The sequence below is a fragment of the Streptomyces sp. NPDC002513 genome (genome assembly GCF_053595355.1).
On record NZ_JBSFXK010000067.1, the window covers coordinates 16,900 to 37,480 of the forward strand.

Annotated in this window: 14 protein-coding genes and 1 pseudogene; 10 read left to right on the plus strand and 5 right to left on the minus strand. The window is 71.7% G+C overall.

Annotated elements, in window-relative coordinates:
* Window positions 1-60 precede the first annotated feature (60 nt).
* From ACWD5Q_RS30230 to ACWD5Q_RS30260, 7 genes are all read left to right on the plus strand, one after another.
* A complete protein-coding gene (locus ACWD5Q_RS30230; RefSeq protein ID WP_451430248.1) occupies window positions 61-2,337 on the plus strand; it encodes a xanthine dehydrogenase family protein molybdopterin-binding subunit in 2,277 nt (758 codons plus the stop codon).
* Window positions 2,334-3,266 carry an FAD binding domain-containing protein gene (locus ACWD5Q_RS30235; protein WP_451430249.1) on the plus strand — a complete coding sequence of 311 codons (933 nt, stop codon included), beginning with the start codon at window positions 2,334-2,336 and terminating at the stop codon, window positions 3,264-3,266. The genes ACWD5Q_RS30230 and ACWD5Q_RS30235 overlap by 4 nt, the downstream gene beginning before the upstream one ends.
* Window positions 3,263-3,745, plus strand: coding sequence for a (2Fe-2S)-binding protein (locus tag ACWD5Q_RS30240; RefSeq protein ID WP_451430250.1), 483 nt, complete (start codon window positions 3,263-3,265; stop codon window positions 3,743-3,745). Before ACWD5Q_RS30235 ends, ACWD5Q_RS30240 begins: the two co-directional genes overlap by 4 nt.
* A 53-nt stretch (window positions 3,746-3,798) precedes the next feature.
* Window positions 3,799-4,788 carry an amidohydrolase family protein gene (locus ACWD5Q_RS30245; protein ID WP_451430251.1) on the plus strand — a complete coding sequence of 330 codons (990 nt, stop codon included), beginning with the start codon at window positions 3,799-3,801 and terminating at the stop codon, window positions 4,786-4,788.
* 49 nt (window positions 4,789-4,837) lie between these two features.
* Window positions 4,838-6,022, plus strand: coding sequence for an XdhC family protein (locus ACWD5Q_RS30250; protein ID WP_451430252.1), 1,185 nt, complete (start codon window positions 4,838-4,840; stop codon window positions 6,020-6,022).
* 65 nt (window positions 6,023-6,087) lie between these two features.
* A complete protein-coding gene (locus ACWD5Q_RS30255) occupies window positions 6,088-7,830 on the plus strand; it encodes a pyruvate dehydrogenase (RefSeq protein ID WP_451430253.1) in 1,743 nt (580 codons plus the stop codon).
* Between the two features lie 111 nt (window positions 7,831-7,941).
* Window positions 7,942-10,944, plus strand: a complete 3,003-nt coding sequence (locus tag ACWD5Q_RS30260; RefSeq protein WP_451430254.1) for an AfsR/SARP family transcriptional regulator — start codon at window positions 7,942-7,944, stop codon at window positions 10,942-10,944.
* Window positions 10,945-11,070: 126 nt separating this feature from the next.
* On the opposite strand, the gene ACWD5Q_RS30265 is transcribed toward ACWD5Q_RS30260, so the two are convergent.
* The gene (locus ACWD5Q_RS30265) at window positions 11,071-12,690 is read right to left on the minus strand and encodes an MFS transporter (RefSeq protein WP_451430255.1); all 1,620 of its coding nucleotides are present in this window, start codon (window positions 12,688-12,690) and stop codon (window positions 11,071-11,073) included.
* Between the two features lie 209 nt (window positions 12,691-12,899).
* On the opposite strand from ACWD5Q_RS30265, the gene ACWD5Q_RS30270 reads away from it, so the two are divergent.
* Together ACWD5Q_RS30270 and ACWD5Q_RS30275 are read left to right on the plus strand one after the other, a co-directional pair.
* On the plus strand, window positions 12,900-14,882 hold the full coding sequence (locus ACWD5Q_RS30270; protein WP_451430256.1) for a BTAD domain-containing putative transcriptional regulator: 1,983 nt from the start codon (window positions 12,900-12,902) through the stop codon (window positions 14,880-14,882).
* Window positions 14,883-15,048: 166 nt separating this feature from the next.
* Window positions 15,049-16,008 (plus strand): helix-turn-helix domain-containing protein, encoded by a 960-nt coding sequence (locus ACWD5Q_RS30275; RefSeq protein WP_451430257.1) that lies wholly within the window; start codon window positions 15,049-15,051, stop codon window positions 16,006-16,008.
* Window positions 16,009-16,090: 82 nt separating this feature from the next.
* Here ACWD5Q_RS30275 and ACWD5Q_RS30280 read toward each other — a convergent pair whose 3' ends face one another.
* From ACWD5Q_RS30280 to ACWD5Q_RS30295, 4 genes are all read right to left on the minus strand, one after another.
* Window positions 16,091-16,828 carry a YoaK family protein gene (locus ACWD5Q_RS30280; RefSeq protein WP_451430258.1) on the minus strand — a complete coding sequence of 246 codons (738 nt, stop codon included), beginning with the start codon at window positions 16,826-16,828 and terminating at the stop codon, window positions 16,091-16,093.
* A complete protein-coding gene (locus ACWD5Q_RS30285) occupies window positions 16,809-17,333 on the minus strand; it encodes a DoxX family protein (RefSeq protein WP_451430259.1) in 525 nt (174 codons plus the stop codon). The genes ACWD5Q_RS30280 and ACWD5Q_RS30285 overlap by 20 nt, the downstream gene beginning before the upstream one ends.
* 47 nt (window positions 17,334-17,380) lie before the next feature.
* The gene (locus ACWD5Q_RS30290; protein ID WP_451430260.1) at window positions 17,381-18,043 is read right to left on the minus strand and encodes a hydrolase; all 663 of its coding nucleotides are present in this window, start codon (window positions 18,041-18,043) and stop codon (window positions 17,381-17,383) included.
* A gap of 130 nt (window positions 18,044-18,173) precedes the next feature.
* Window positions 18,174-20,057, minus strand: a complete 1,884-nt coding sequence (locus tag ACWD5Q_RS30295) for an amidohydrolase (protein ID WP_451430261.1) — start codon at window positions 20,055-20,057, stop codon at window positions 18,174-18,176.
* A 289-nt stretch (window positions 20,058-20,346) separates the two neighbouring features.
* Between ACWD5Q_RS30295 and ACWD5Q_RS30300 the strand changes: the two are divergent.
* Window positions 20,347-20,581: pseudogene (locus ACWD5Q_RS30300) on the plus strand (esterase); the annotation flags it as partial.

Here is a 20,581-nt window from a genome sequence, read left to right on the forward strand (position 1 = left end):
TTCCGTGCAGGGTGGGCTCTCACGCACTGATTCCTGCAAAGACACGATCGAGGTGTTGTTGTGGAGAAATGGACCAGACGTGAGGACGAGCGACTTGTTACCGGGAAAGGCAGATACGTAGCCGACATCAGAGTGCCGGGCTGCCTGGACGCGACGTTCGTGAGAAGCAAGGCCGCCCACGGCGTGCTGCGCGAGGTGGACTGCGCGGCGGCCCGCGAGGTACCCGGAGTGTTCGGCGCCTGGTCCGCGGCGGATCTGCCGGAGCTGCCTGCGGTCCCGTACACCCTGCTCGCCCAACTCTCCACGGAGGAGGCGGTGGCCGGCCGCGAGTGGCCCGCACTCGTGAAGGACCGCGTGCGCTACCCGGGTGAGGCCGTGGCCGTCGTCCTCGGGGAGGACCGGTACCGGGCCGAGGACGGAGCCGCCGAGGTCACCGTCACGATCGATCCCCTGTCCGCCGTGGTGACCCCGTCCGCGGCACTGGAAGACTCGGTCCGGCTGTTCGACGGGATGAGCAACGTCGTCCTGAGGGGCGAGGCGGGACAGCCCATCGACCCCTCGGTCTGGGAAGACGCCGCGGCCGTTGTCGAGGCCACGTACCGGCAGCAGCTGCTGATGCCCAGCCCCATGGAATGCCGCACCATCCTCGCCGTACCCGAGGGCGACCGGCTGACCGTGTGGTCGGGGCACCAGATGCCGCACCGGCTGCGCCGGGAACTCGCCGCGCTGCTCGGCTGGTCCCCCGAGCGGATCCGGGTCGTCGTGCCGGACACGGGAGGCGCCTTCGGGTCGAAGAGCGCCGCGTTCCCCGAGTTCGTGACCGTTGCCTACCTGGCCGTGAAGCTCGGGCGGCCGGTCCGCTGGATCGAGGACCGCCTGGAGTCGATGCTCGTCGCCACCCGGGGCCGCGGGCAGGACCAGAGTGTCCGCCTCGCCGCCGACGCCGACGGACGCCTCCTCGCCTACGAGCTGTCGATCAACGCCGACGTCGGCGCCTACCCGCACCTCGGCGCGGGCCTGCCGATGCAGACGGCGTGGATGGCGGCCGGCGCCTACACCACCCCGCGCGTCCACGCGACGCTGCAGTCGGTGCTCACCAACACCATGGTCACCTACCCCTACCGGGGCGCCGGACGCCCCGAGGCGGCCATCGCCATCGAGCGGAGCATGGACCTGCTCGCCCGGAAGCTCGACATGGACCCGATCGAGCTGCGGCGGCGCAACTTCATCCCGCCGGACGCCTTCCCGTACGAGACACCCGTGGGCCGTACCTACGACAGCGGCAACTACGCCGCCGCCCTGGACCTGGCCCTCGAAACCCTCGACTACGACAAGTGGCGCGCGGAGCAGGCCCGCCGCCGCCAGGACCCGGACGCCTTCCCGCTGGGGATCGGCATCTCCTGCTACGTGGAGCGCTCCGGCGGCGAGAAGGGCGGTCTGCACGAGTTCGGCAGCCTCGAGGTCACCGAGGACGGCAGTGTCATCGCCCGCAGCGGTATGGCCCCCAGCGGCCAGGGGCACGAGACGGTCTTCCCCGCACTGGTCGCCAAGTTCCTCGGGGTACCCGAGATGCAGGTCCGCCTCATCGAGGGTGACACCGACGAACAGCCCGAAGGACTGGGCTCGTTCGCCAGCCGCTCGGCGCAGGTCGACGGCGCCCTGTTCCAGCACCTGTCGAACCTCCTGATCGAGGAGGCCCGCACCCGGGCCGCGAGGCTGTGGGATCTGCCGGTCGACCAGATCGAGTGGACGGACGGCTCCGTGCACGCCACCCACAACGGCGCGGCGCTGATGAACCTGGGCGAGCTGGTGAAGGCCACCGGGCCGTTCCGTATCGAGGACCGGTTCGAGACCGGCCAGGCGTTCCCGTTCGGCGCACACGTGGCGGTCACCGAGATCGACCCCGACCTGGGCTCCGTGAACATCCTGCACATCGTGACCGTGGACGACTGCGGCGTGATCCTCAACGACACGGTGGTGCACGGGCAGGCGTACGGATCGGCCCTCCAGGGCATCGGCCAGGCCCTCTACGAGGGCATGCAGTTCGGCGACGACGGCGTACCGCTCCTGACCAACGGGCTTCTGGACTACCTGCTCCCGACGTTCACCGAACTCCCGCCCATCGAGGTCAAGGACACCCACACCCCCAGCCCCAACTCGCCGCTGGGCGCCAAGGGCGCGGGAGAGTCGGGCTGCATCGGCACGCCGGCCGCCGTCGCCAACGCCGTGGCCGACGCGCTGCCGCACGTCGATCCCAACCTGCTGCAGATGCCGATCACCCCTGACAGCATCCTGCGCGCACTGCGCGCTTCGAAGAACGAGGAAGGCGCCCGGTGAAACCCGCAACCTTCGACTACGTCGTCCCCCGCACGGTGGCCGAGGCCGTCGAGGCACTCGGCGACACCGAGCGCAAGGCCCAGGTCATCGCCGGTGGCCAGAGCCTGATGCTGGAGATGCACCTGGAGCGCCTCCGGGCGGATCTCCTCGTCGACATCAACCGGATCCCGGAACTGGAGGGCATGAGCGTCGAGGACGGCGAGCTGCGCGTGGGCGCGCTGGTCCGCCACGCGGCCTTCGAGCCGGCCGACGCGGTGCCGGGCCCGCTGGGCACGCTGCTGGCCCAGGCCGTGGTCAACATCGCCCACCCGCCCATCCGTTCCCGCGGGACCATGGTCGGCAGCATCGCCTATGCCCATCCCGCCTCGGAGTGGTGCGCCGTCAACATGGCCCAGGACGCCACGATCGAGCTGACCGGACCCGACGGCGCCCGGTCCGTCCAGGCCGGCGACTACTTCCTCGGGTCGTTCAAGACCGCGCGCCGGCCGGAGGAGCTGATCACCGCCGTACGTCTGCCGATCCTCGGCGACACCACCGGCGTCAGCTTCATCGAGCACCGCCGCACCCACTTCTGCTTCGCCCAGGCCGCCGTCGGCACGACCCTCACGGTCGACGACGGCGTGATCAGCGACGTACGGATCGGACTGGTCAGCTCCGCGGACCGCCCGGTGCGGGCCCACGCCGCGGAGGACGCGTTGCGCGGAACCGAACTCGGCGACCTCCCGGCCGGGCCCCGGGTCCACGACGACCATCCGTTCAGCCGTGCCGGCCGGATCGCCGCCGAGCAGGACGCGGCGCCCCTGCCCGAGCAGTTCGCCGACGTCGACTACAAGCGGCACATCATCAGCGTCCTGGTCGCCAGAACGCTCCTCGAGGCAGCGAAGGACCAGCGCGCCCGCCTCTCCGCACGACAGGGAGAGTCCCGATGAAGATCACGCTCAACGTGAACGGCACCGACCACTCCCTCGACGTGGAGCCCCGCCGGCTGCTCGGCGACGTCCTGCGCGACGACCTCGGACTCACGGGTACGCACCTGGGATGCGAGCACGGCATCTGCGGAGCCTGCTCGATCCTCATGGACGGCGAGCCGATCCGCTCGTGCCTGGTGCTGGCCGTGCAGGCCGACGGCCGCTCCCTGCGCACGGTGGAGGGCCTCGCCGGCCCCGACGGCGAACCCCACCCGTTGCAGCGGGCGTTCTCGGCCGAACACGCGCTCCAGTGCGGTTTCTGCACACCCGGCTTCCTCATGGTGGCCGCCGGAGCACTCGACGCCGATCCCGACCTCGCCGACAAGCCGGAGGCCATGGACCACGTGGTCGGCTCCAACATCTGCCGCTGCACCGGCTACGGACCCATCCGGCGCGCCATCGAGCGCGCGGCCCGGGAACAGCGCGAAGCCACGGCCTGACCCACGCGGGCCCCGGGGAGCGCCGCTCCCCGGGGCCCATTGAGGAGAACACCATGAACGGTGCCCTGCGCGCCGGAGTCATCGACGTCCACGCACACTGGCTGCCGCGCGACCTGCTCGCGCTCCCGCCCGGAAACACGCTCGGGGGCATGTACGACCGCGGCGGCGAACTCTTCCTGGGCAACATCCGGTTGGCGTTCCCGACCGCGGCCATGACCGACATCGACGCCATCATCGCCGACACCCAGAAGGCCGGGCTCGGAGCACGCGTCATCTCCGCACCGCCCTTCGCCTTCCCCGTGCACGCCCCCGCCGAGGCCGACGAGTACGTCGCCGCCTACAACGAACAGCTCGCCGCCGCCGTGTCCGGCTCGGACGGAGTGCTCGCCGGGCTCGGACTGGTCCGGCTGGACGATGTGGACGCCGCACGCCGGGAGCTGACCCGGCTCGCCGCCGCGGAGGGCATCGCGGGCGTCGCCGTACCCCCCGTGGTCGACGGCCGGTCCTTCGACCGGGGCGCCCCGCGGGAGATCCTCGGCATCGCCGCCGAACTGGGCCTGTCCGTCCTGGTCCACCCGATGCAGCTGCCGCGCCCCGAATGGGACCACCACTACCTGGTCAACCTGATCGGCAATCCCGTGGAGTCGACGACCGCCGTCGCCTCGCTCCTGCTGAGCGGGGTCCTGGAGGAACTCCCCGACCTGCGCATCTGCTTCGTCCACGGCGGGGGCTGTGCGCCCTCCCTGCTCGGGCGGTGGGGCCACGGCTGGCGCTCCCGCCCCGACGTGCACCGGGGAAGCACCCGTCCTCCCGCGGAGTCCTTCGACCTCCTCTACTTCGACACGGTCACCCACGATCCGGACGTCCTGAGGCTGCTGCGGTCCCACGCCTCGGCCGAGCGGATCGTCTGCGGCAGCGACTACCCCTTCGAGATGGCGCAGCCCGACCCGGTCGGTTTCCCGGTGGAGAACGGGATCGACGCGGCCACGCTCGAGGCGAACGGCCGCAGGTTCCTCGGTATGAAGGCGCAGGACCAGCCGTGACGAGGCGACCCGCCCGGACCAGGGCCTGACGGCAGATCGGGGACGATCCATGCGACACCTGGCACCGACCCTGCTGCGCTGGCGGGCCGCCGGAGACTCCTGCGCCGTCGCCAGCGTCGTCGCCGTACGGGGCAGTGCGCCGCGCCGGCCCGGCTCGGCGCTGTGCGTCCGCGACGACGGCACGGTCCTCGGCAGCGTCTCCGGAGGCTGCGTCGAGTCCACCGTGTACGAGCTGGCCCGTGAGGTGCTGGCCTCGGGGCGACCGCGGTCCGCCTCCTTCGGCTACTCCGACGACGACGCGTTCGCGGTCGGACTGACCTGCGGGGGAGAACTCGACGTCTTCGTCCAGGCCGTGGACGACGACACGGCACGTGTCCTCGCCGCGGCCCAGCGGGCCGCGGAGGCGAGGCGGCCGGTCGCCGTCGCACGCGTGATGACGGGACCGGACGACCTCGCCGGACGGTCCGTCGCGGTGTGGAAGGACGGGCACCTGGGCAGCACCGGCCGGGCCGAACTGGACCTCGCGGTCCTGGCCGACGCCCGTACGGTGCTGGGCCTGGAGGAGACCGGGGTGCGGTCCTACCGCATCGACGCCTCGACCGAGCTCCGGGTGCTGCTGGAGGCATGGGCGCCGGCGCCCCGGCTGCTGGTCTTCGGTGCCAACGACCACGCCGCCGCCGTCTCCCGGATCGGCTCCTTCCTCGGGTACCACGTCACGGTCTGCGACGCCCGCGCCACCTTCACCACGGCCGAGCGGTTCCCCACCGCCGACGAGGTGGTGGTCGAGTGGCCGCACCGGTACCTTGCGGACACCGAGACCACGCGCACCACCGTGGTGTGTGTGATGACGCACGACCCGAAGTTCGACGTGCCCGTACTCGAGGAAGCGCTGAGCAGGCCGCTGGCCTATGTGGGCGCCCTCGGTTCCCGGCGGACGCAGGCCCTGCGGCTGAGCGCACTGCGCGAGGCCGGAGTGCCCGACGCCGCCCTCGCGCGGCTGCGGGCGCCCCTCGGCCTGGATCTCGGCGCCTCGACGCCGGAGGAGACCGCGGTGGCCTTCGCGGCGGAGCTGATCGCCGTGCGCAACGGCCGGGGCGCGGAGCCGCTCGTCGTGCTCGACGGGCCCATCCACCCGCTGCTGCACGCCGGCCGGGCGGCGGTGGCGCGGGCGGATGCGCTGCCGGAACCGATCTTGTGCGCAGACGGTCAACCGGTGCCCGCCCGGTTCCACTAGCGTGATCAAGGCGTAGCGCGAGCGTGTGTGGAGCCTGTCGCGCCGCCGGGAATCCGAGGAGTGCCATGGCCAAGCAGACCATCGCGGAACAATATGTCGACCTCATGGCGCGCGCCGGTGTGCGCCGTATCTACGGCGTGGTCGGGGACAGCCTGAACCCCGTTGTGGACGCGGTCAGACGACACGACGAGGTCGATTGGGTCCAGGTGCGCCACGAGGAGGTCGCGGCGTTCGCGGCCGGTGCGGAGGCCCAGCTCACCGGACGGCTGGCCGCCTGCGCGGGCTCCTGCGGGCCGGGCAACCTGCACCTGATCAACGGCCTGTACGACGCTCACCGTTCGATGGCGCCGGTGCTCGCTCTGGCCGCGCACATTCCCAGCGGGGAGATCGGCACCGGCTACTTCCAGGAGACCCACCCCGACCGGCTGTTCGCGGAATGCAGCCACTATTCCGAGCTGATCTCCTCGCCCCGGCAGATGCCGCGGGTGGTGCAGACGGCGATCCAGCACGCCGTCGGACGGCGCGGGGTGTCGGTCGTGGCGCTGTCCGGGGACACCGCCGGGGAGGACTCCCCGGACTCGGCACCTGAACTCGCGATGCCCCTGGACCTGCCGACCATCCGCCCGAGCGACCAGGAGATCACCCGGCTCACGGAGCTGGTGGACGCCGCCGAACGCGTCATGGTGTTCTGCGGGCGGGGCGTCGCCGGCGCCCACGCCGAGGTGATGGCCTTCGCCGAGAAGGTCAAGGCGCCGGTCGGGCACGCGCTGCGCGGGAAGGAGCACATCCAGTACGACAACCCGTACGACGTCGGAATGTCCGGGCTGCTCGGCTACGGAGCCGCGTACGAGGCCATGCACGAGTGCGACCTGCTGCTGCTCCTCGGCACCGACTTCCCGTACACGGACTTCCTGCCGCGGCACGTGCGGACGGTGCAGGTGGACATTCAGCCCGAGCACCTGGGGCGGCGCACCCAGCTCGACTTCGCCGTCTGGGGCGACGTACGGGAAACCCTGCGCTGCCTGACTCCGGCCGTACAGGAGAAGCCGTCGCGCCGGTTCCTCGACCGGATGCTGCACCGGCACGCCCACATCCTCGAAAACGCCGTGAGCGCCTACACCCACGACGTGGACCGGCACACCCCGATCCACCCCGAGTACGTGGCCTCGGTCCTGGACGAGGAGGCCGCCGACGACGCGGTCTTCACCGCGGACACCGGCATGTGCTGTGTGTGGGCGGCGCGCTATCTGACCCCGAACGGGCGGCGCCGCATCCTCGGGTCGTTCGTGCACGGGTCGATGGCCAACGCGCTGCCCCAGGCCATCGGCGCCCAGTTCCTGGACCGTGGACGGCAGGTCGTCTCCCTCTCCGGCGACGGCGGGTTCTCCATGCTGATGGGCGACTTCCTGACGCTCGTTCAGTACGGCCTGCCGGTGAAGGTCGTCGTCTTCAACAACTCCTCGCTGGGCATGGTCGACCTGGAGATGATGGTGGACGGCCTGCCCCCGTACGGGACGACTTATTCGCACACCGACTACGCCGCCATCGCCACCGCGGCCGGCGCGCGCGGCATCCGGGTCGAGCGGCCCGGCGACGTGCGCGGCGCGCTGCGCGAGGCGTTCGCCCACGACGGGCCCGCGCTCGTCGACGTGGTCACCGACCCGGCCGCGCTGGCCGTGCCGCCGAAGATCACCGCCGAACAGATCAGCGGCTTCGCCCTGTCGGCGGGCCGGACCGTCCTGACCGGGGGCGTGGGCCGCATGATCCATCTGGCACAGGCCAACCTGCGCAACATTCCGCGGCCCTGACCGCGGCGCCCGCCGGGTGCCGGGACGGGTACGACCCGGGACGACGGTGACTCCGGGTGAGTCTGTTGGTTGACGTAAAGTCGACTCCGGGTAAAGCAAGACCGGAGGGAGATGACGGTGCCGCAGGAGCCGGTGCGGATCGCGGTCCTCGGGCCCGTACGGGCCTGGCGGGCGGAGACGGTACTGGATCTCGGAGGGCCACAGGAGCGGGCGTTCCTCGCCCTGCTGGCGATCCGGGCCGGCCATCCGGTCGCCGTGGACGAGATCGTCGATGTGCTGTGGGGTGCGAACCCACCGGCCAGTGCGGTCAATGTGGTCCGCCGCTACGTCGGTTCGCTTCGCCGTCTGCTGGAGCCCGGCCTGCCCCCGCGCGCACAGGGCCGCTGGCTCATCCGTGCCGCGGGCGGCTACGAGTTGGTGGCCGACAGTGACTCCCTGGACCTTCTGCGCTTCCGTGAACTGCGGGAGAACGCCCGGCGGGCGGCCATGGTGGGGGCGCCCGCGGAGGCGGTGACGCTGCTCACCGAGGCACTGTCCCTGTGGACGGGCCCGGTCGCCTCCGGCACCCCCGAATGGGTCCGCGGCCACCCGGCGTTCGGCGCCCCCGTCCGCGAACACCTCGCGGCCGTCCAGGAGGCCGCGGACGCGGCACTGCTCGCCCGTGTGCCGGAGGCGGTCCTTGCCGACCTGCGGGCGGCGGCCGACGCCAACCCGCTGGACGAGCCCCTGCAGGCCAGACTGATCCTCACGCTGGCGGCCGCCGGACGCCGCCCCGAGGCGCTGACCGTCTATGCGGCCATCGACGCACGGCTCGCGGACGAGCTGGGGATCGACCCCGGCCCCGAACTGCGGGAGGCACACCGGGCGGTGCTGAACGACGGGTCCGCGGCGGCGGCCGGGAGTGCCGCCGTGACGTCGTACCACCGCCACGCGTCCGTACCGGTGGCCGAGAGCCCCGCGACGCCGCGTCATGACGGCACGCCTGCCGGGGCGACCGGGAGCGCCGCGACGTGGGACGGCCGTGGCGCGCCGGTCCCGGGCGATCCCGGCCCGTGGCGGATCCCCGTTCCCGGGCCGGCGCAACTGCCCCACGACCTGCCGACGTTCACCGGGCGGCAAGCGGAGCTCAAGAACGTCCTGGCGCTGCTCGACGGAGACATACAGCCGCCCGGGACGGTGGTGATCAGTGCCATCGGCGGCATGGCGGGAGTCGGCAAGACCGCACTGGCCGTGCACTGGGCCCACCAGCTCGCCGACCAGTTCCCCGACGGGCAGCTCTACGTCAACCTGCGGGGCTTCGACCCCTCCGGCACGGTCGTGGAACCGGGTGACGCCGTCCGCGGCTTTCTGGAGGCCCTGGGCGTGCCGCCCGAGCGTGTGCCGCGGGGACTGGACGCACAGGCCGCGCTCTACCGCAGCGTGCTGGCCGGACGGCGCGTCCTCGTCCTGCTGGACAACGCGCGGAACACCGACCAGGTACGGCCGCTGCTGCCCGGCACGCCCGGCTCCCTCGCCATCGTCACCAGCCGCAACGAACTCTCCGGCCTGGTGGCCGCCCACGGTGCCCACTCCCTGACCCTGCGCCCGTTCGACGCCGAACAGGCACGGGAGTTCCTTGTCCGCCGTCTGGGCGCCGAACGGATCGCGGCCGAGTCCGGGGCGGCGGACGAGATCGCCCGGTGGTGCGCGGGCCTGCCGCTCGCGCTGGCCTGTGTCGCCGCCCGTGCCGCCATCCACCCCCATTTCCCGCTGGAGGCCATCGCCGCCGAACTGCGCGAGGCGCACGGCAGCCTCGACGCGTTCATCAGGCCGGACGACACGTCCGTCGACGTCGGCTCGGTGTTCTCCTGGTCCACCCAGGCCGTCTCGGACGAGGCCGCCCGGCTCTTCCGGCTCCTCGCCCTGCACCCCGGCCCGGACTTCTCGGCAGCGGCCGCCGCGGCGCTGGCGGGCCTTCCGGTCCGCCGGACGCGTCCGCTCCTGGGCGAACTGGTGGGCGGGCAGCTCGTCGGCGAACCCACCCCCGGCCGCTACGCCTTACACGACCTCCTGCGGGCTTATGCCGCCGAGCTGGTCCAGGAACACGAGACCCGGACCGAGCGGGAGGCCGCCGTCGAGCGGCTGTTCGCGTTCTACGCGCACACCGCCCACGCCGCCGACCTGCTGATCGCGCCCTACGACGATCTGCTGCCCCTCCAGCCACTCCCGGCAGGGGTGAGCCCCGAACCGCTCGCCGACGACATCCACGCCCTGGCGTGGTTCAGCGCCCGACAAGCGGCGCTGACGGCCGTCGTCGACGCGGCGGCGGCCTCCGGTCACGAGCGGACGGCCTGTCTGCTGGCCTGGTCCCTGGAACCCTTCCTCGACCGGCGCGGCCACTGGCACGAAGCCGCGGCCGTCCAGCGCACCGCGCTCGACGCCGCGCTGCGGCTGCGGGATCCCGTCCTTCAGGCCCGCGGTCTGCGCGCACTGGCCCGCGCGGAGGGCCGGCTCGGCCTGCTCGAGGAGTGCCGGCCCCGGCTGCACCAGGCCCTCGCGCTGTTCACCGAGCTGGGCGACGACCTCGGCCGGTCGGGCACGCACCGCAGCCTCGGCTGGGTGTCGGACCAGGACGGCGACCTCGCCGCTGCCCTCCGGCACAACGAGATCGCGCTCGATCTGGCCCGCGCCGCCGGCCACCGGGCCGCGCAGGCGAGTGTCCTCAACTCCGTCGGCTGGTACCACGCTCTGCGCGGCGATTACCGGGAGGCGCTGAGCCACTGCTTCGAGGCGCTGACCATGCTCCAGGAACTCGGCGACCGCTACGGCCAGGCCGCCACCTGGGACAGCATCGCCTACGCCCACCACCGCCTCGGCCGGCATCCGCAGGCCCTCCTCGGCTATCGCAACGCGCTGACGCTGCTACGGGACCTCGGCGTGCCGTACCTGGAGGCGGTGACCCTGTGCCGGATCGGCGACACCCGCCTGGCGACCGGCGATCACGAGGGCGCCCGGACCTCGTGGGAAGAGGCCTTTGCCCTCTTCACGGCACTCGGTCACCCCGACGCCGATCTGATGACTGCCCGGCTGAGCGGGCAGCAGGACCCGCAGGACGGGCGGCTCGGCGCCCTGTGAAGCCGGGCGGACGACAGGACGGCAAGGCGGGCTGACGCCGGGAGGGCGAGGCTACGGGCAGACGTCGGGCGCGACCGCCTGTCCTCCGACAGGCGGTCGCGCCCGACGCCGTGGGCTTTCCCGGCGTCAGGGCACCGGTGGTCCCGAAGAGGCGTCGAAGCTGTGCGTCACCTCCGGCTCGGTGCCGGCCGCCAGGAGTCGGCGCGACTGTTCCTCGCGGTGCCGGTCGGTGCCGGTGAGCCGGTTGTGGTGCTGGGCGAGGTGTTCTGCCCAGGAGGCGACCAGGTAGTTCTCGATGAACCGCTCGGGATCGTTGCCGTCCTGGTAGAGCCCCCAGGTGAGGGCTCCCGTACGGCGACGCGAGCGGGCGACTTGGTGCATGAGGTTCGTGAACTCGGCCCGGTTGCCCGGGGCGACCTGGTAGGCGACGGAGACCAGCACCGGCCCGTCGGACGGCCCCGGCTCGAAGACCAGCGGCGGAACGGGCCAGTGGTCGGACGGCGAGGGGTCGATGCCCTCCGCGTCGTGCAGCGGCCAGCGGCGCACGGTGACCGCACCCGCCAGCATCAGCACAGCGGCCACCAGCAGGGCGGTCCCGAGCCCCACTCCTTGCGCGAGGCCGCCCCACAAGGGCGCCGCCAGTGCCTGCCCGCCCTGGAAGACGAGGAGGTAGACGGCCAGTCCGCGGGCCCTGACCCAGCCCGGAAGCCGGGTCTGCACGGCCGCGTTGAGGATGGACAGCACGCTGATCCAGGCGACACCCGCGGGTAACAGCGCGATCGTGACCAGCCACGGAGACCGGACCACGGCCAGTACCGCCAGGACGGCGGCGAAGACCACCGCGCCCGCCGCCAGAGTGCCGTTGGCGCCGAGGGCACTGCGGATCCGCGGCAACGCGAAGGCGCCGCCCACGGCACCCAGCCCGACCGCCCCCAGCAGCAGCCCGTATCCGCTCGGGCCGAGGCCGAGGGAGCTGCTCGCGCTCACCGGCAGCAGCGCCCACAGGGCGGCACCGCCGGGAATGAACAGGAGCGTACGCAGCAGGACCCGGCGCACGCCGGGCGCGTTCCACACATAGCGGCGGCCGGCGTACAGCGCGGGCAGCATCCTTTCGTGCACGGTGGTCTGGGAGTCCGTCGCGGGGCGCCGCCACAGCAGCAGCACCGCGGCGATCCCCAGGTAGGAGACGGCGTTGAAGCCGAAGACCCATCCCGCGCCCATGGCCGCGACCACCGCCCCGCCGAGCGCGGGTCCCACCGCCCGGGCCAGGTTCATGTTCACGGCACCGAGCGCCGCCGCCTGGGCGAGCTGGGGCCGTTCCACCAACTCCGGCTGGATCGCCTGCCAGGCCGGACCCATCAGCGCGGTGCCGCATCCCAGCAGGAACGTCAGAACCAGCAGCAGCGTCGGCGTCAGCGCGCCCACGAACTGCAGCACGGTCAGCACACACGACACCGCGAGCATGGCGAACTGGGCCGCCACCAGCACCACACGACGGTCGAAGCGGTCGGCGATCACGCCCGAGGGCAGCGCCAGCAGTACGACGGGAAGACTGGAGGCGGTCTGGACGAGCGTCACCAGGGCCGCGCCGTGCCCGACCAGCAGCCACTGCGCCCCCACCGCCTGCATCCAGCTGCCCGTGTTGGAGACCAACTGGGCGATCCACAGGGCCCGGAAGACCCGCGCGGCGAAGGGCGCCCACGACGACTCCGGCCTGGTCCCTGACAGGTGTGATGCGGCGCTCATAGTGGTCCATACCAATGTGGGGGGGTAGGGGGTTGCGTCGACCGTAGAGAACACCGGCCGAAGGCCCTTGTCCGAGCGTGCACGGGTCGTGTTCCCGCAGCGTCCTGCCCCGGGAGAATACCCGTCCGGCCTGACTTAGGCTGCCCAGCGGGGGTTCGGCGGCATCGTCGCTGGGGTGCACACGAGACGGGGTGCGGTGACATGACGTGATGCGGTTCGAGGTACTGGGCCCCTTGCGGGTAGTGCGCGACGGGAAGGAACTGGACCTCGGGTTCCCGCAGCAGCGTGCCGTGCTGGCTCTGCTGCTCGTGCAAACCGGCCGCCCCGTCCACATGAGCGCCATCATCGACGTCGTGTGGGCCAAGGAGCCGCCCGCGAGCGCCACGAACGTGGTGCGCCGCTATGTGGGTGCGCTGCGCCGCGTGCTCGAACCGGGGCTCCCGTCCCGGGAACCGGGCCGTCGCCTGCTGAGCCGCTCCGGCGGATACCTCCTCGAGGCGGCCACGGACGAGGTCGACCTGCTGCGTTTCCGTGACCTCACGAAGCAGGGCAGCCGGGCCGCTGCCACCGGGCGGCCCGAGGCGGCGTTGCGGCACTTCACCGCCGCCCTGAGCCTGTGGAGCGGCCCGGTGGCGATGGGGATTCCGGCGTCCGCCCGTGAACACGTCCGGTTCCGGGCCGTGGAACGGGAACTGGTGCAGACCACGCGGATGGCGGCCGACGCGGCACTGGTGTTCGGCGGGACCGAGAAGGTGCTGCCCGTACTGCGCCGAGCCGTGGAACTCGACCCGCTGAACGAGCAGTTGCACGCCCGGCTCATCCTGATTCTGGCGGCGAGCGGACAACAGGCACAGGCGCTGGCGGCGTACGACACGGTACGACGGCGGCTGGGCGAGGAGCTGGGGGTCTCGCCCGGCCCCGAACTGGGCGCGGCCCACACCCGTGTACTGCGTCAGCAGGTAGGGTCCACCCGCCCCGTGTCCGGGCGGCAGAGCCCGGTCCCGCCCCGGAGCGTGCCCCGCATCGCCACCGTGTCCAGGGCAGTGCCGCGCGCATTCGGCGCCGCCTCGGCAACGTTGTGGCCCGGCTTCGCCGTACCGGCCCAATTGCCGTCCGACCTCGCCGCCTTCACCGGCAGACGCGCCGAACTCGGCCGTCTGGACGTCGCGGCTGCTGCCGTCGGCGCGGCCGGAGCCCCGGCCGGAGCGCACTCGGCCGTCCTGATCAGCGGTATGGCGGGCGTGGGCAAGACCACCCTCGCCGTGCACTGGGCCCACCGAGCGGCCGAGCGGTTCCCCGACGGCCGGCTCCATGTCGCGCTGCACGGCTGCGACCCGGTGAGCCCCGCGCATGCCCTGCGCGGGGTCCTGGTGTCGCTCGGTGTGTCCCCACGAGACCTGCCGGACGGCGTGGATGCCCTCGCCCGTCTCTACCGGGGCCTGCTGGCGGGCCGCCGGTTCCTCGTGCTCCTCGACGAGGCCGCCGGCCTGGAGCAGGTATGCCCGCTGCTGCCCGCCTCGCCGGGCTGTCTGGCTCTGATCACCAGCCGCAACCGGATGCCCGGACTGGTCGCCTCGGGCGCCCGCCCGCTCCGTCTGGACCTGCCCTCTGCCGCGGATGCCCGCGCGATGCTGGCCCGGCGGATCGGCCCCGGGCGCGCAGCGGCCGAGCCCCGAGCCGTCCACGAGATCATCGCCCGGTGCGGTCGTCTGCCCCTGGCCCTGGCCGTCGTCGCCGCGCGCGCCGTCAGTCGGCCCGACTTCCCCCTGGCAGCCATTGCCGCCGAACTCCGTGACTCCCGGGGCAGCCTGGACGCCTTCTCCTTTGCCGAAGGTGCCTCCGACGTGCGCGCCGCCTTCCTGTGTTCCTACCGGTTCCTGTCGCCCGACGCCGGCCTGCTGTTCCGGCTGCTGTCCCTGCACCCCGGCACCGACATCGGGGACGCGGCCGCCGCCGCCCTCACCGGCCTGCCGGCCCGCAGGGCCCGCCTGCTTCTCGTCGAGCTCGCCGACGCGTACCTTCTCACCGAAGCCGGTCCCGGCCGCTATGCCCTGCACGACCTGCTGCGGGTCTTCTCCGGGGAACTCGCCGTCGCACACGACTCCCCGGCCGGCCGGACAGCCGCGCTCCGGCGGCTGTCCGACCTGGTGCCGGGTATCGCCGTCGGCCTTGAGGAGCCCCGGACCGGATAGCCGCTGTCACTTGTTGGTCACTCTTTTTGAACATTCGTCGACCTACGCTCCGGGCGAAGCGGGTGACGGTCCGTTCTACCCGCCGAGGGAGTCATGACGGGGGGATTTCCCGGCTCCCGACACCGTCGCCGCTTCTTGTGACGACAGTTCGGAGGCACGGCGGAAGATGTCCACCACCAGCATCGGAGAATGTGACAGTGAACCGGGCGCGCTACGGCGGCCCGGACCCCAGAACGACGTACGCGTGATGCACCTGGGCCTCGACATCGTGATCACGGACGCGCCCCCCGCACGGCTGCCCGGGGAGACACGATCGTCGCCGCGGGGGAGTGCGCCGGACGCCGGCCCCCGGCACCGGTTGATCGCCCGCGAGAGCGGCGAATACCTGTTCGTGGGCGTCGGGGGCGGCCGCGACGCCGCCTCGGTCCCGGAACCGGCCGAGGTGCGTCTCGGCCCGGGTGACATCTGCTTCTACGACGCCCGCCACCCGCCGACGCTGGACTTCCCGGAGCGATTCCGGATGAAGGTGTACCTTGTCCCGCGCGAACTGCTCGGTCTCCAGGAGCCCGAGGTGCAGCAGATCGTGACGGCACCCGTCCGCCGCAGCTCCCGGCTCGGCACCCTGCTGTCGCCCTTCCTGTCCGACCTCGCCCGTACGGCGGCACTGTCGCAGCCCCCGGTCGGCGAACTGCTCGCCCGGAACGCGGGGAACCTGCTGGCCACCCTCGCCGCCGAGCTGTTGCGCGAGCGCGTGAGTTCCTCGCCGGACGCTTCGTCGCCGCTGCTGCGCAAGATCATGGAGTACATCGAACGGAACCTGGCGGACGCGAAGTTGTCCCCGGAGGCCATCGCCCAGGCCCATCACATCTCCGTGCGCTACCTGCACAAGCTCTTCCACGCCGAAGGCACGACGGTCGGCCGGTGGATCCAGCACCGACGGCTGGAGGAGTGCCGACGCGACCTGATGCTGCCGGCGCACGGCAACCAGACCATCGCGGCGGTGGCCGGTCGCTGGGGCTTCGTCAGCGCCACGCACTTCAGCCGGGTCTTCCGCTCCGCCTACGGCATGTCCCCCCGGCAATGGCGGGAATCCGTCGGCAGTAGCGAGTGGGCCGTCGGGGTCTGATGCGGATACGTCGAAGTCCCCCTCGAAGAGGGGGACTTCGACGTATCCCGAGAGGGGCCCGGCCACGCCGGGCCGCCTCACCTCAGGACTGTTTGTGAACCCAGGCGGCGTCGCCGGAGGAGAGGCGATGCGTGACCACGGAGGTGATCACGAGCAGTGCCAGGGCGAGCGCCAGCGTCAGCACGAGATGGCCGTTCACCACGAGCACGGCGCCGACGATGGCGCCGATGAACATGGTCAGCACCGCCAGGATCCGGCGGCCCGGCCGGGGCGCCGTACCGCCCGCGGGAGTCGAGTCCGCGGCCAGCCCGGTCAGGGTCAGCGTGAGGACGGTCGTGGTGAGGTCCGGGACGCCGAGGCGCCGGGCCACCGCGTTCTGCATGCCCATGGCGACCCCGAGGAACACGACCAGGGTGTACTCCACGCCGGTGGTGACCTTGCCGTCGCTGAGCGCGGTGACGGCCACGGTGACGGCGACCAGGACCGTCTGCACGGCCGCCGCCGTCTTCAGCATGTTGCCCCGGTGGTCCGAGAACCGCGTGCCGAGCCGGCCACCGGTGAGCGCGCCCGCGAGGAACGACGCCAGCGAGACGAGGGAGGCCGATGCGGACAGGCCCGGGGCGCCCGCCAGCGCGAAGCCCAGGAAGATCACGTTGCCCGTCATGTTGGCGACGAAGACATGTCCGAGACCGAGGTAACTCACGGCGTCGATCAGTCCGGTCACCAGGGTCAGGGTCAGCAGTAGAGGAGGTAGGGGACCGTGGCGGTCTCCCCGGGGCGGGTTGAGCGTGTGGTAGGCGTCAGTCAGCAGCCCGCGCATGAGGCGTTCCTTCCAGGGGGGAGGACGGCCGGTGCAGCACCACGCGGGTGAGCAGTCCACTGCCGGGCCCGATGACGATCACGGCGACCGCGATCCACACCGGCCAGGGTGTGATGCCCAGGGCGTGGTCGAGGGACCACTGGCCCGGCCCGGTCAGGGACAGCGTCGCGCAGACGACGACGAGGACCAGCGGGTACTCGTATCCGTCGTTCTGCACCCACAGCCCCTTGGGCCACTTGACGGTGGCCGCCACTGTCATCACGCCCATCGCGGCCATGGCGGCCAGCGGGGTGAGCAGCCCGGCGGTCAGGAACAGGCCGGCACCGATCTGACTGCCTCCCGCGGCGATCGCGGTCAGCCGGCCGCCGCGGAATCCGTCGTGACGGAACTCCTCCGTACCGCCCGCCAAGCCGCGGCCCCCGAGGCGGAAGCTCACTTTCTGCACTCCGTGGCCGGCGATGAGAAGACCCACCACCAGCCGTAGGAGCAGCAGTCCGGTGTTCATCGTGTTCCTGCCTGTTCCTGACTCGGTCCTTGTGTCGAACGGTCGGTTCAGCCCGCGGCGTGCGCGCCCATGACGGCCTGCGCGTACACCATGCCGAGGCCGTAGGCGCCGCCGTGCTCCTTCACCACCTCCGAGACGGGGACGTACGTCTCCGTACGCGCCCAGTCACGCTGGAGCTCCAGGAGCACCTGCACCCAGGTCACCGGAACCGCGCCGGCCTGGATCATGCGCTGGATGGCGTGCTCGTGCGCCTCCGGGGTGACACCGCCGCACGCGTCCGTGACCACGTAGACCTCGTAGCCCTGGGCGATGGCGGAGAGGGTGGGCAGAACGATACAGACCTCGGTCCACAGGCCCGCGATCACGAGCTTCTTGCGGCCGGTCGCCTTGACCGCCTCGACGAAGGCGGCGTCCTCCCAGGCGTTCATCGTGCTGCGGTCGTAGATCGGGAGGTCGGGGAAGACGGCCGGAAGCTGCGGCATGATCGGGCCGGAGAAGGTTTCGGCGGCCACCGTGCTGAGGACGACCGGGACATCGAACGCCTTGGCGGACTTGGCCAGGCCCACGGTGGAGTTGATGATCGCGGTGCGGTCACCGCTGCCGGTCCCGAAGAACATCTGCGGCTGGTGGTCCACGAAGAGCACCGCGCAGTTGTCGGGGGTCAGCAGGTCCGGGCTGGGGGCCGCGGTGACCTCGGAGATGTTGACCATGGCGATACCTTTCCATGTGTTAACGGCGCAGACGGGCGTCCGCGTCGGGAAGTTCCGTCCGTACGGCGGACGGGCGCGGGGGGTGGCATCCCGGGAGAGGCGACTCAGGGCCCGGCCTCTCCCGGGAGTTCTAGAGGTCGAAGCAGGGGTCGAAGGGGGTGCTCGCGCCGTCGGTCGCGAGGCCGCGCTGTACGCGCCACTGCCGGTGCAGCTCCGACTCGGTGGCGGCCTCGCCGAGCAACTGGGCCTGGCGGGCGCCCGACCGACCCGTCCGGGGCGTCGCCTGGTAGCCGCCGTAGTGCGCCACCGGGCTCCACTCGGGGCTGACGGGAGGCAGTTCCTCGTCGAGGCCCTCGTACTCGGCGCAGCCGTAGACGATCCGGCCGCCGGTGACCGTCAGCAGCGACTCGATGTGCGGGATGTCCTGCTCCGGCACGGTGAAGTAGTCGTCGGACAGCACCGCGAGGTCACCGTAGCAACCCGGCCGCAGCACTCCCTTGACCTCCTCCTCGCCGGTCAGCGCGGCGCCCGCGCGGGTGAACATCTCGAGGGCGGTGTGCCGGTCGACGCGGCTGGACGCCGGGTGCAGCACCACATCACCGATGGTGCGGCCGCTGACCAGCCAGTGCAGGGCGATCCAGGGGTTGTACGAGGAGACCCGGGTGGCGTCGGTACCGGCGGCCACCGTCAGCCCGCGCTCCAGCATGGACCGGATCGGCGGGGCGACCGCGGCGGCGCCGGGACCGTAACGGGTCAGGAAGGCCTCGCCCTGGAAGGAAAGACGATTCTGCACGGACATCGCGCCGCCGAGGGCCACGACACGGTCGAGGCTGTCCGTGGACACCGTCTCCGCGTGGTCGAACAGCCAGCGGTTGTCGGCCGGGAAGAGGCCTTCCGCGGCGAGCTTCTCGAACACCGCGAGGTCACGTCGGATGGTGTCGTCATAGGTCGCGTGGAGCCGGAAACCCCAGCCGTTCTCCATGAGCAGACGAACCGCCTTCTCGAACTCCACCTCGTAATCGGAGGCGAGGTCCGGGCGCGGCTGGGTGAAGTTCTCGAAATCGGCGGCCGCCCAAGTGAGGTTCTCACCCGCGCCGTTGAGCCGCAGCCATTCGTCGCCGTCCGCCGGGTCGGCCATTTCGATCCAGCGGGTGAGATCGTCGATCTCCTGTCCCGCCGTCTGCGGGAAGAGGTGATAAGCAATACGCAGCGACAGTCGGCCTTCCTCGGCCAGTTCCATAACGGTGCTGTAATTTTCGGGGAAGTTCTGGAAACCGCCGGCGGCGTCGATCGCCGACGTCAGTCCGAACCTGTTCAGCTCCCGCAGGAAATGACGCGTCGAGGTCTTCCGGTCCTCACCCTCCAGGATCGGCGCCTTGGCCAGGGTCGAGTAGAGGATGAGCGCGCTCGGCGCGGCCAGCAGCATGCCCGTCGGCTCCCCGTCCCGGCCGCGGACGATCTGGCCGCCCCTGGGGTTGGGGGTGTCCTTGGTGTACCCGATGGCCTTGAGCGCCGCCCGGTTGAGCACCGCCGACTGGTACAGGTGCAGCACGAACACGGGGGTGTCCGGGGCGGCGGCGTTCAGCTCCGCGACGGTCGGCAGCCGCCGTTCGGCGAACTGCTCGACCGACCAGCCGCCCACCACCCGCACCCACTGGCCCTTGGGCGTGCGTCCGGCCTGCTCACGCAGCATCGCCAGGCCCTGCCGCAGCGTGCGTACGCCGTCCCAGCGCAGTTCCAGTACATAGTTGAGCCCCCCGCGGATCACATGGAGATGCGCGTCGTTGAGGCCGGGGATCACCCGGCGGCCGAGTGCGTCCACCACCTTCGTGTGCGCACCGACGTGGGGGGCCATGTCCTCGTCGTCGCCGACCGCGGTGATGACACCGTCACGGATGGCCAGCGCCTCCACCTGGGGCAGGCGCGGGTTCCCGGTGTGGATCTTCGCGTTGCGGACGATCAGCTCCGCGGCATCGTCATCGGTGGCTCGGGGAACCAAGCCCCCGACCGGCATGGGTGACACCTTTTGACCCTCCTGGAATCGAAACCCGAGTGTACGAACCGCGGTTGGTTCGCGGGCAACGCTAAATCCGGCCACAGCGGCCAGGTGGTTCCTGAGTGCACTGCATACGTACTGATCGTGCACAAGTTTTCGCGGACCCTTTTCTGTCGGGCCAGTGTCAGGCACCATCCCGTGCGCTGTAGGTACAGCGACCGTGCACTCGGGGTCAAAAACCGGCCACTCACCGGCTCTAACGTCCGGGACGACAAGCAAACATCTTTGGGAACAGCAGGAGATTGTCATGGCCGACGACGTCGAACTGGTCAAGCCCGTCATCCCGGTGCTGGAGCCGGCGGCGCTCGCCTTCACCGAGGCGACCGCCAACCCGCCGTATCTGTTCGACCTGGCCCCGGCGGAGGGGCGCAAGGCGGTCGACGAGGTGCAGTCCGGCGAGATCGAGAAGCCGGCGGTGGACGAGGAGTGGATCACCGTCTCCGGCGGCCCGACGGGCAGCGTCCGGGCGCGCATCGTCAAGC

Excerpts from the sequence above, each read along its gene's own strand:
- ACWD5Q_RS30240 (WP_451430250.1), top strand. The coding sequence starts at position 3,263 with ATGAAGATCACGCTCAACGTGAACGGCACCGACCACTCCCTCGACGTG.
- ACWD5Q_RS30245 (WP_451430251.1), top strand. The coding sequence starts at position 3,799 with ATGAACGGTGCCCTGCGCGCCGGAGTCATCGACGTCCACGCACACTGG.
- ACWD5Q_RS30250 (WP_451430252.1), top strand. The coding sequence starts at position 4,838 with ATGCGACACCTGGCACCGACCCTGCTGCGCTGGCGGGCCGCCGGAGAC.
- ACWD5Q_RS30255 (WP_451430253.1), top strand. The coding sequence starts at position 6,088 with ATGGCCAAGCAGACCATCGCGGAACAATATGTCGACCTCATGGCGCGC.
- ACWD5Q_RS30260 (WP_451430254.1), top strand. The coding sequence starts at position 7,942 with ATGACGGTGCCGCAGGAGCCGGTGCGGATCGCGGTCCTCGGGCCCGTA.
- ACWD5Q_RS30265 (WP_451430255.1), bottom strand. The coding sequence starts at position 12,690 with ATGAGCGCCGCATCACACCTGTCAGGGACCAGGCCGGAGTCGTCGTGG.
- ACWD5Q_RS30270 (WP_451430256.1), top strand. The coding sequence starts at position 12,900 with ATGCGGTTCGAGGTACTGGGCCCCTTGCGGGTAGTGCGCGACGGGAAG.
- ACWD5Q_RS30275 (WP_451430257.1), top strand. The coding sequence starts at position 15,049 with ATGTCCACCACCAGCATCGGAGAATGTGACAGTGAACCGGGCGCGCTA.
- ACWD5Q_RS30280 (WP_451430258.1), bottom strand. The coding sequence starts at position 16,828 with ATGCGCGGGCTGCTGACTGACGCCTACCACACGCTCAACCCGCCCCGG.
- ACWD5Q_RS30285 (WP_451430259.1), bottom strand. The coding sequence starts at position 17,333 with ATGAACACCGGACTGCTGCTCCTACGGCTGGTGGTGGGTCTTCTCATC.
- ACWD5Q_RS30290 (WP_451430260.1), bottom strand. The coding sequence starts at position 18,043 with ATGGTCAACATCTCCGAGGTCACCGCGGCCCCCAGCCCGGACCTGCTG.
- ACWD5Q_RS30295 (WP_451430261.1), bottom strand. The coding sequence starts at position 20,057 with ATGCCGGTCGGGGGCTTGGTTCCCCGAGCCACCGATGACGATGCCGCG.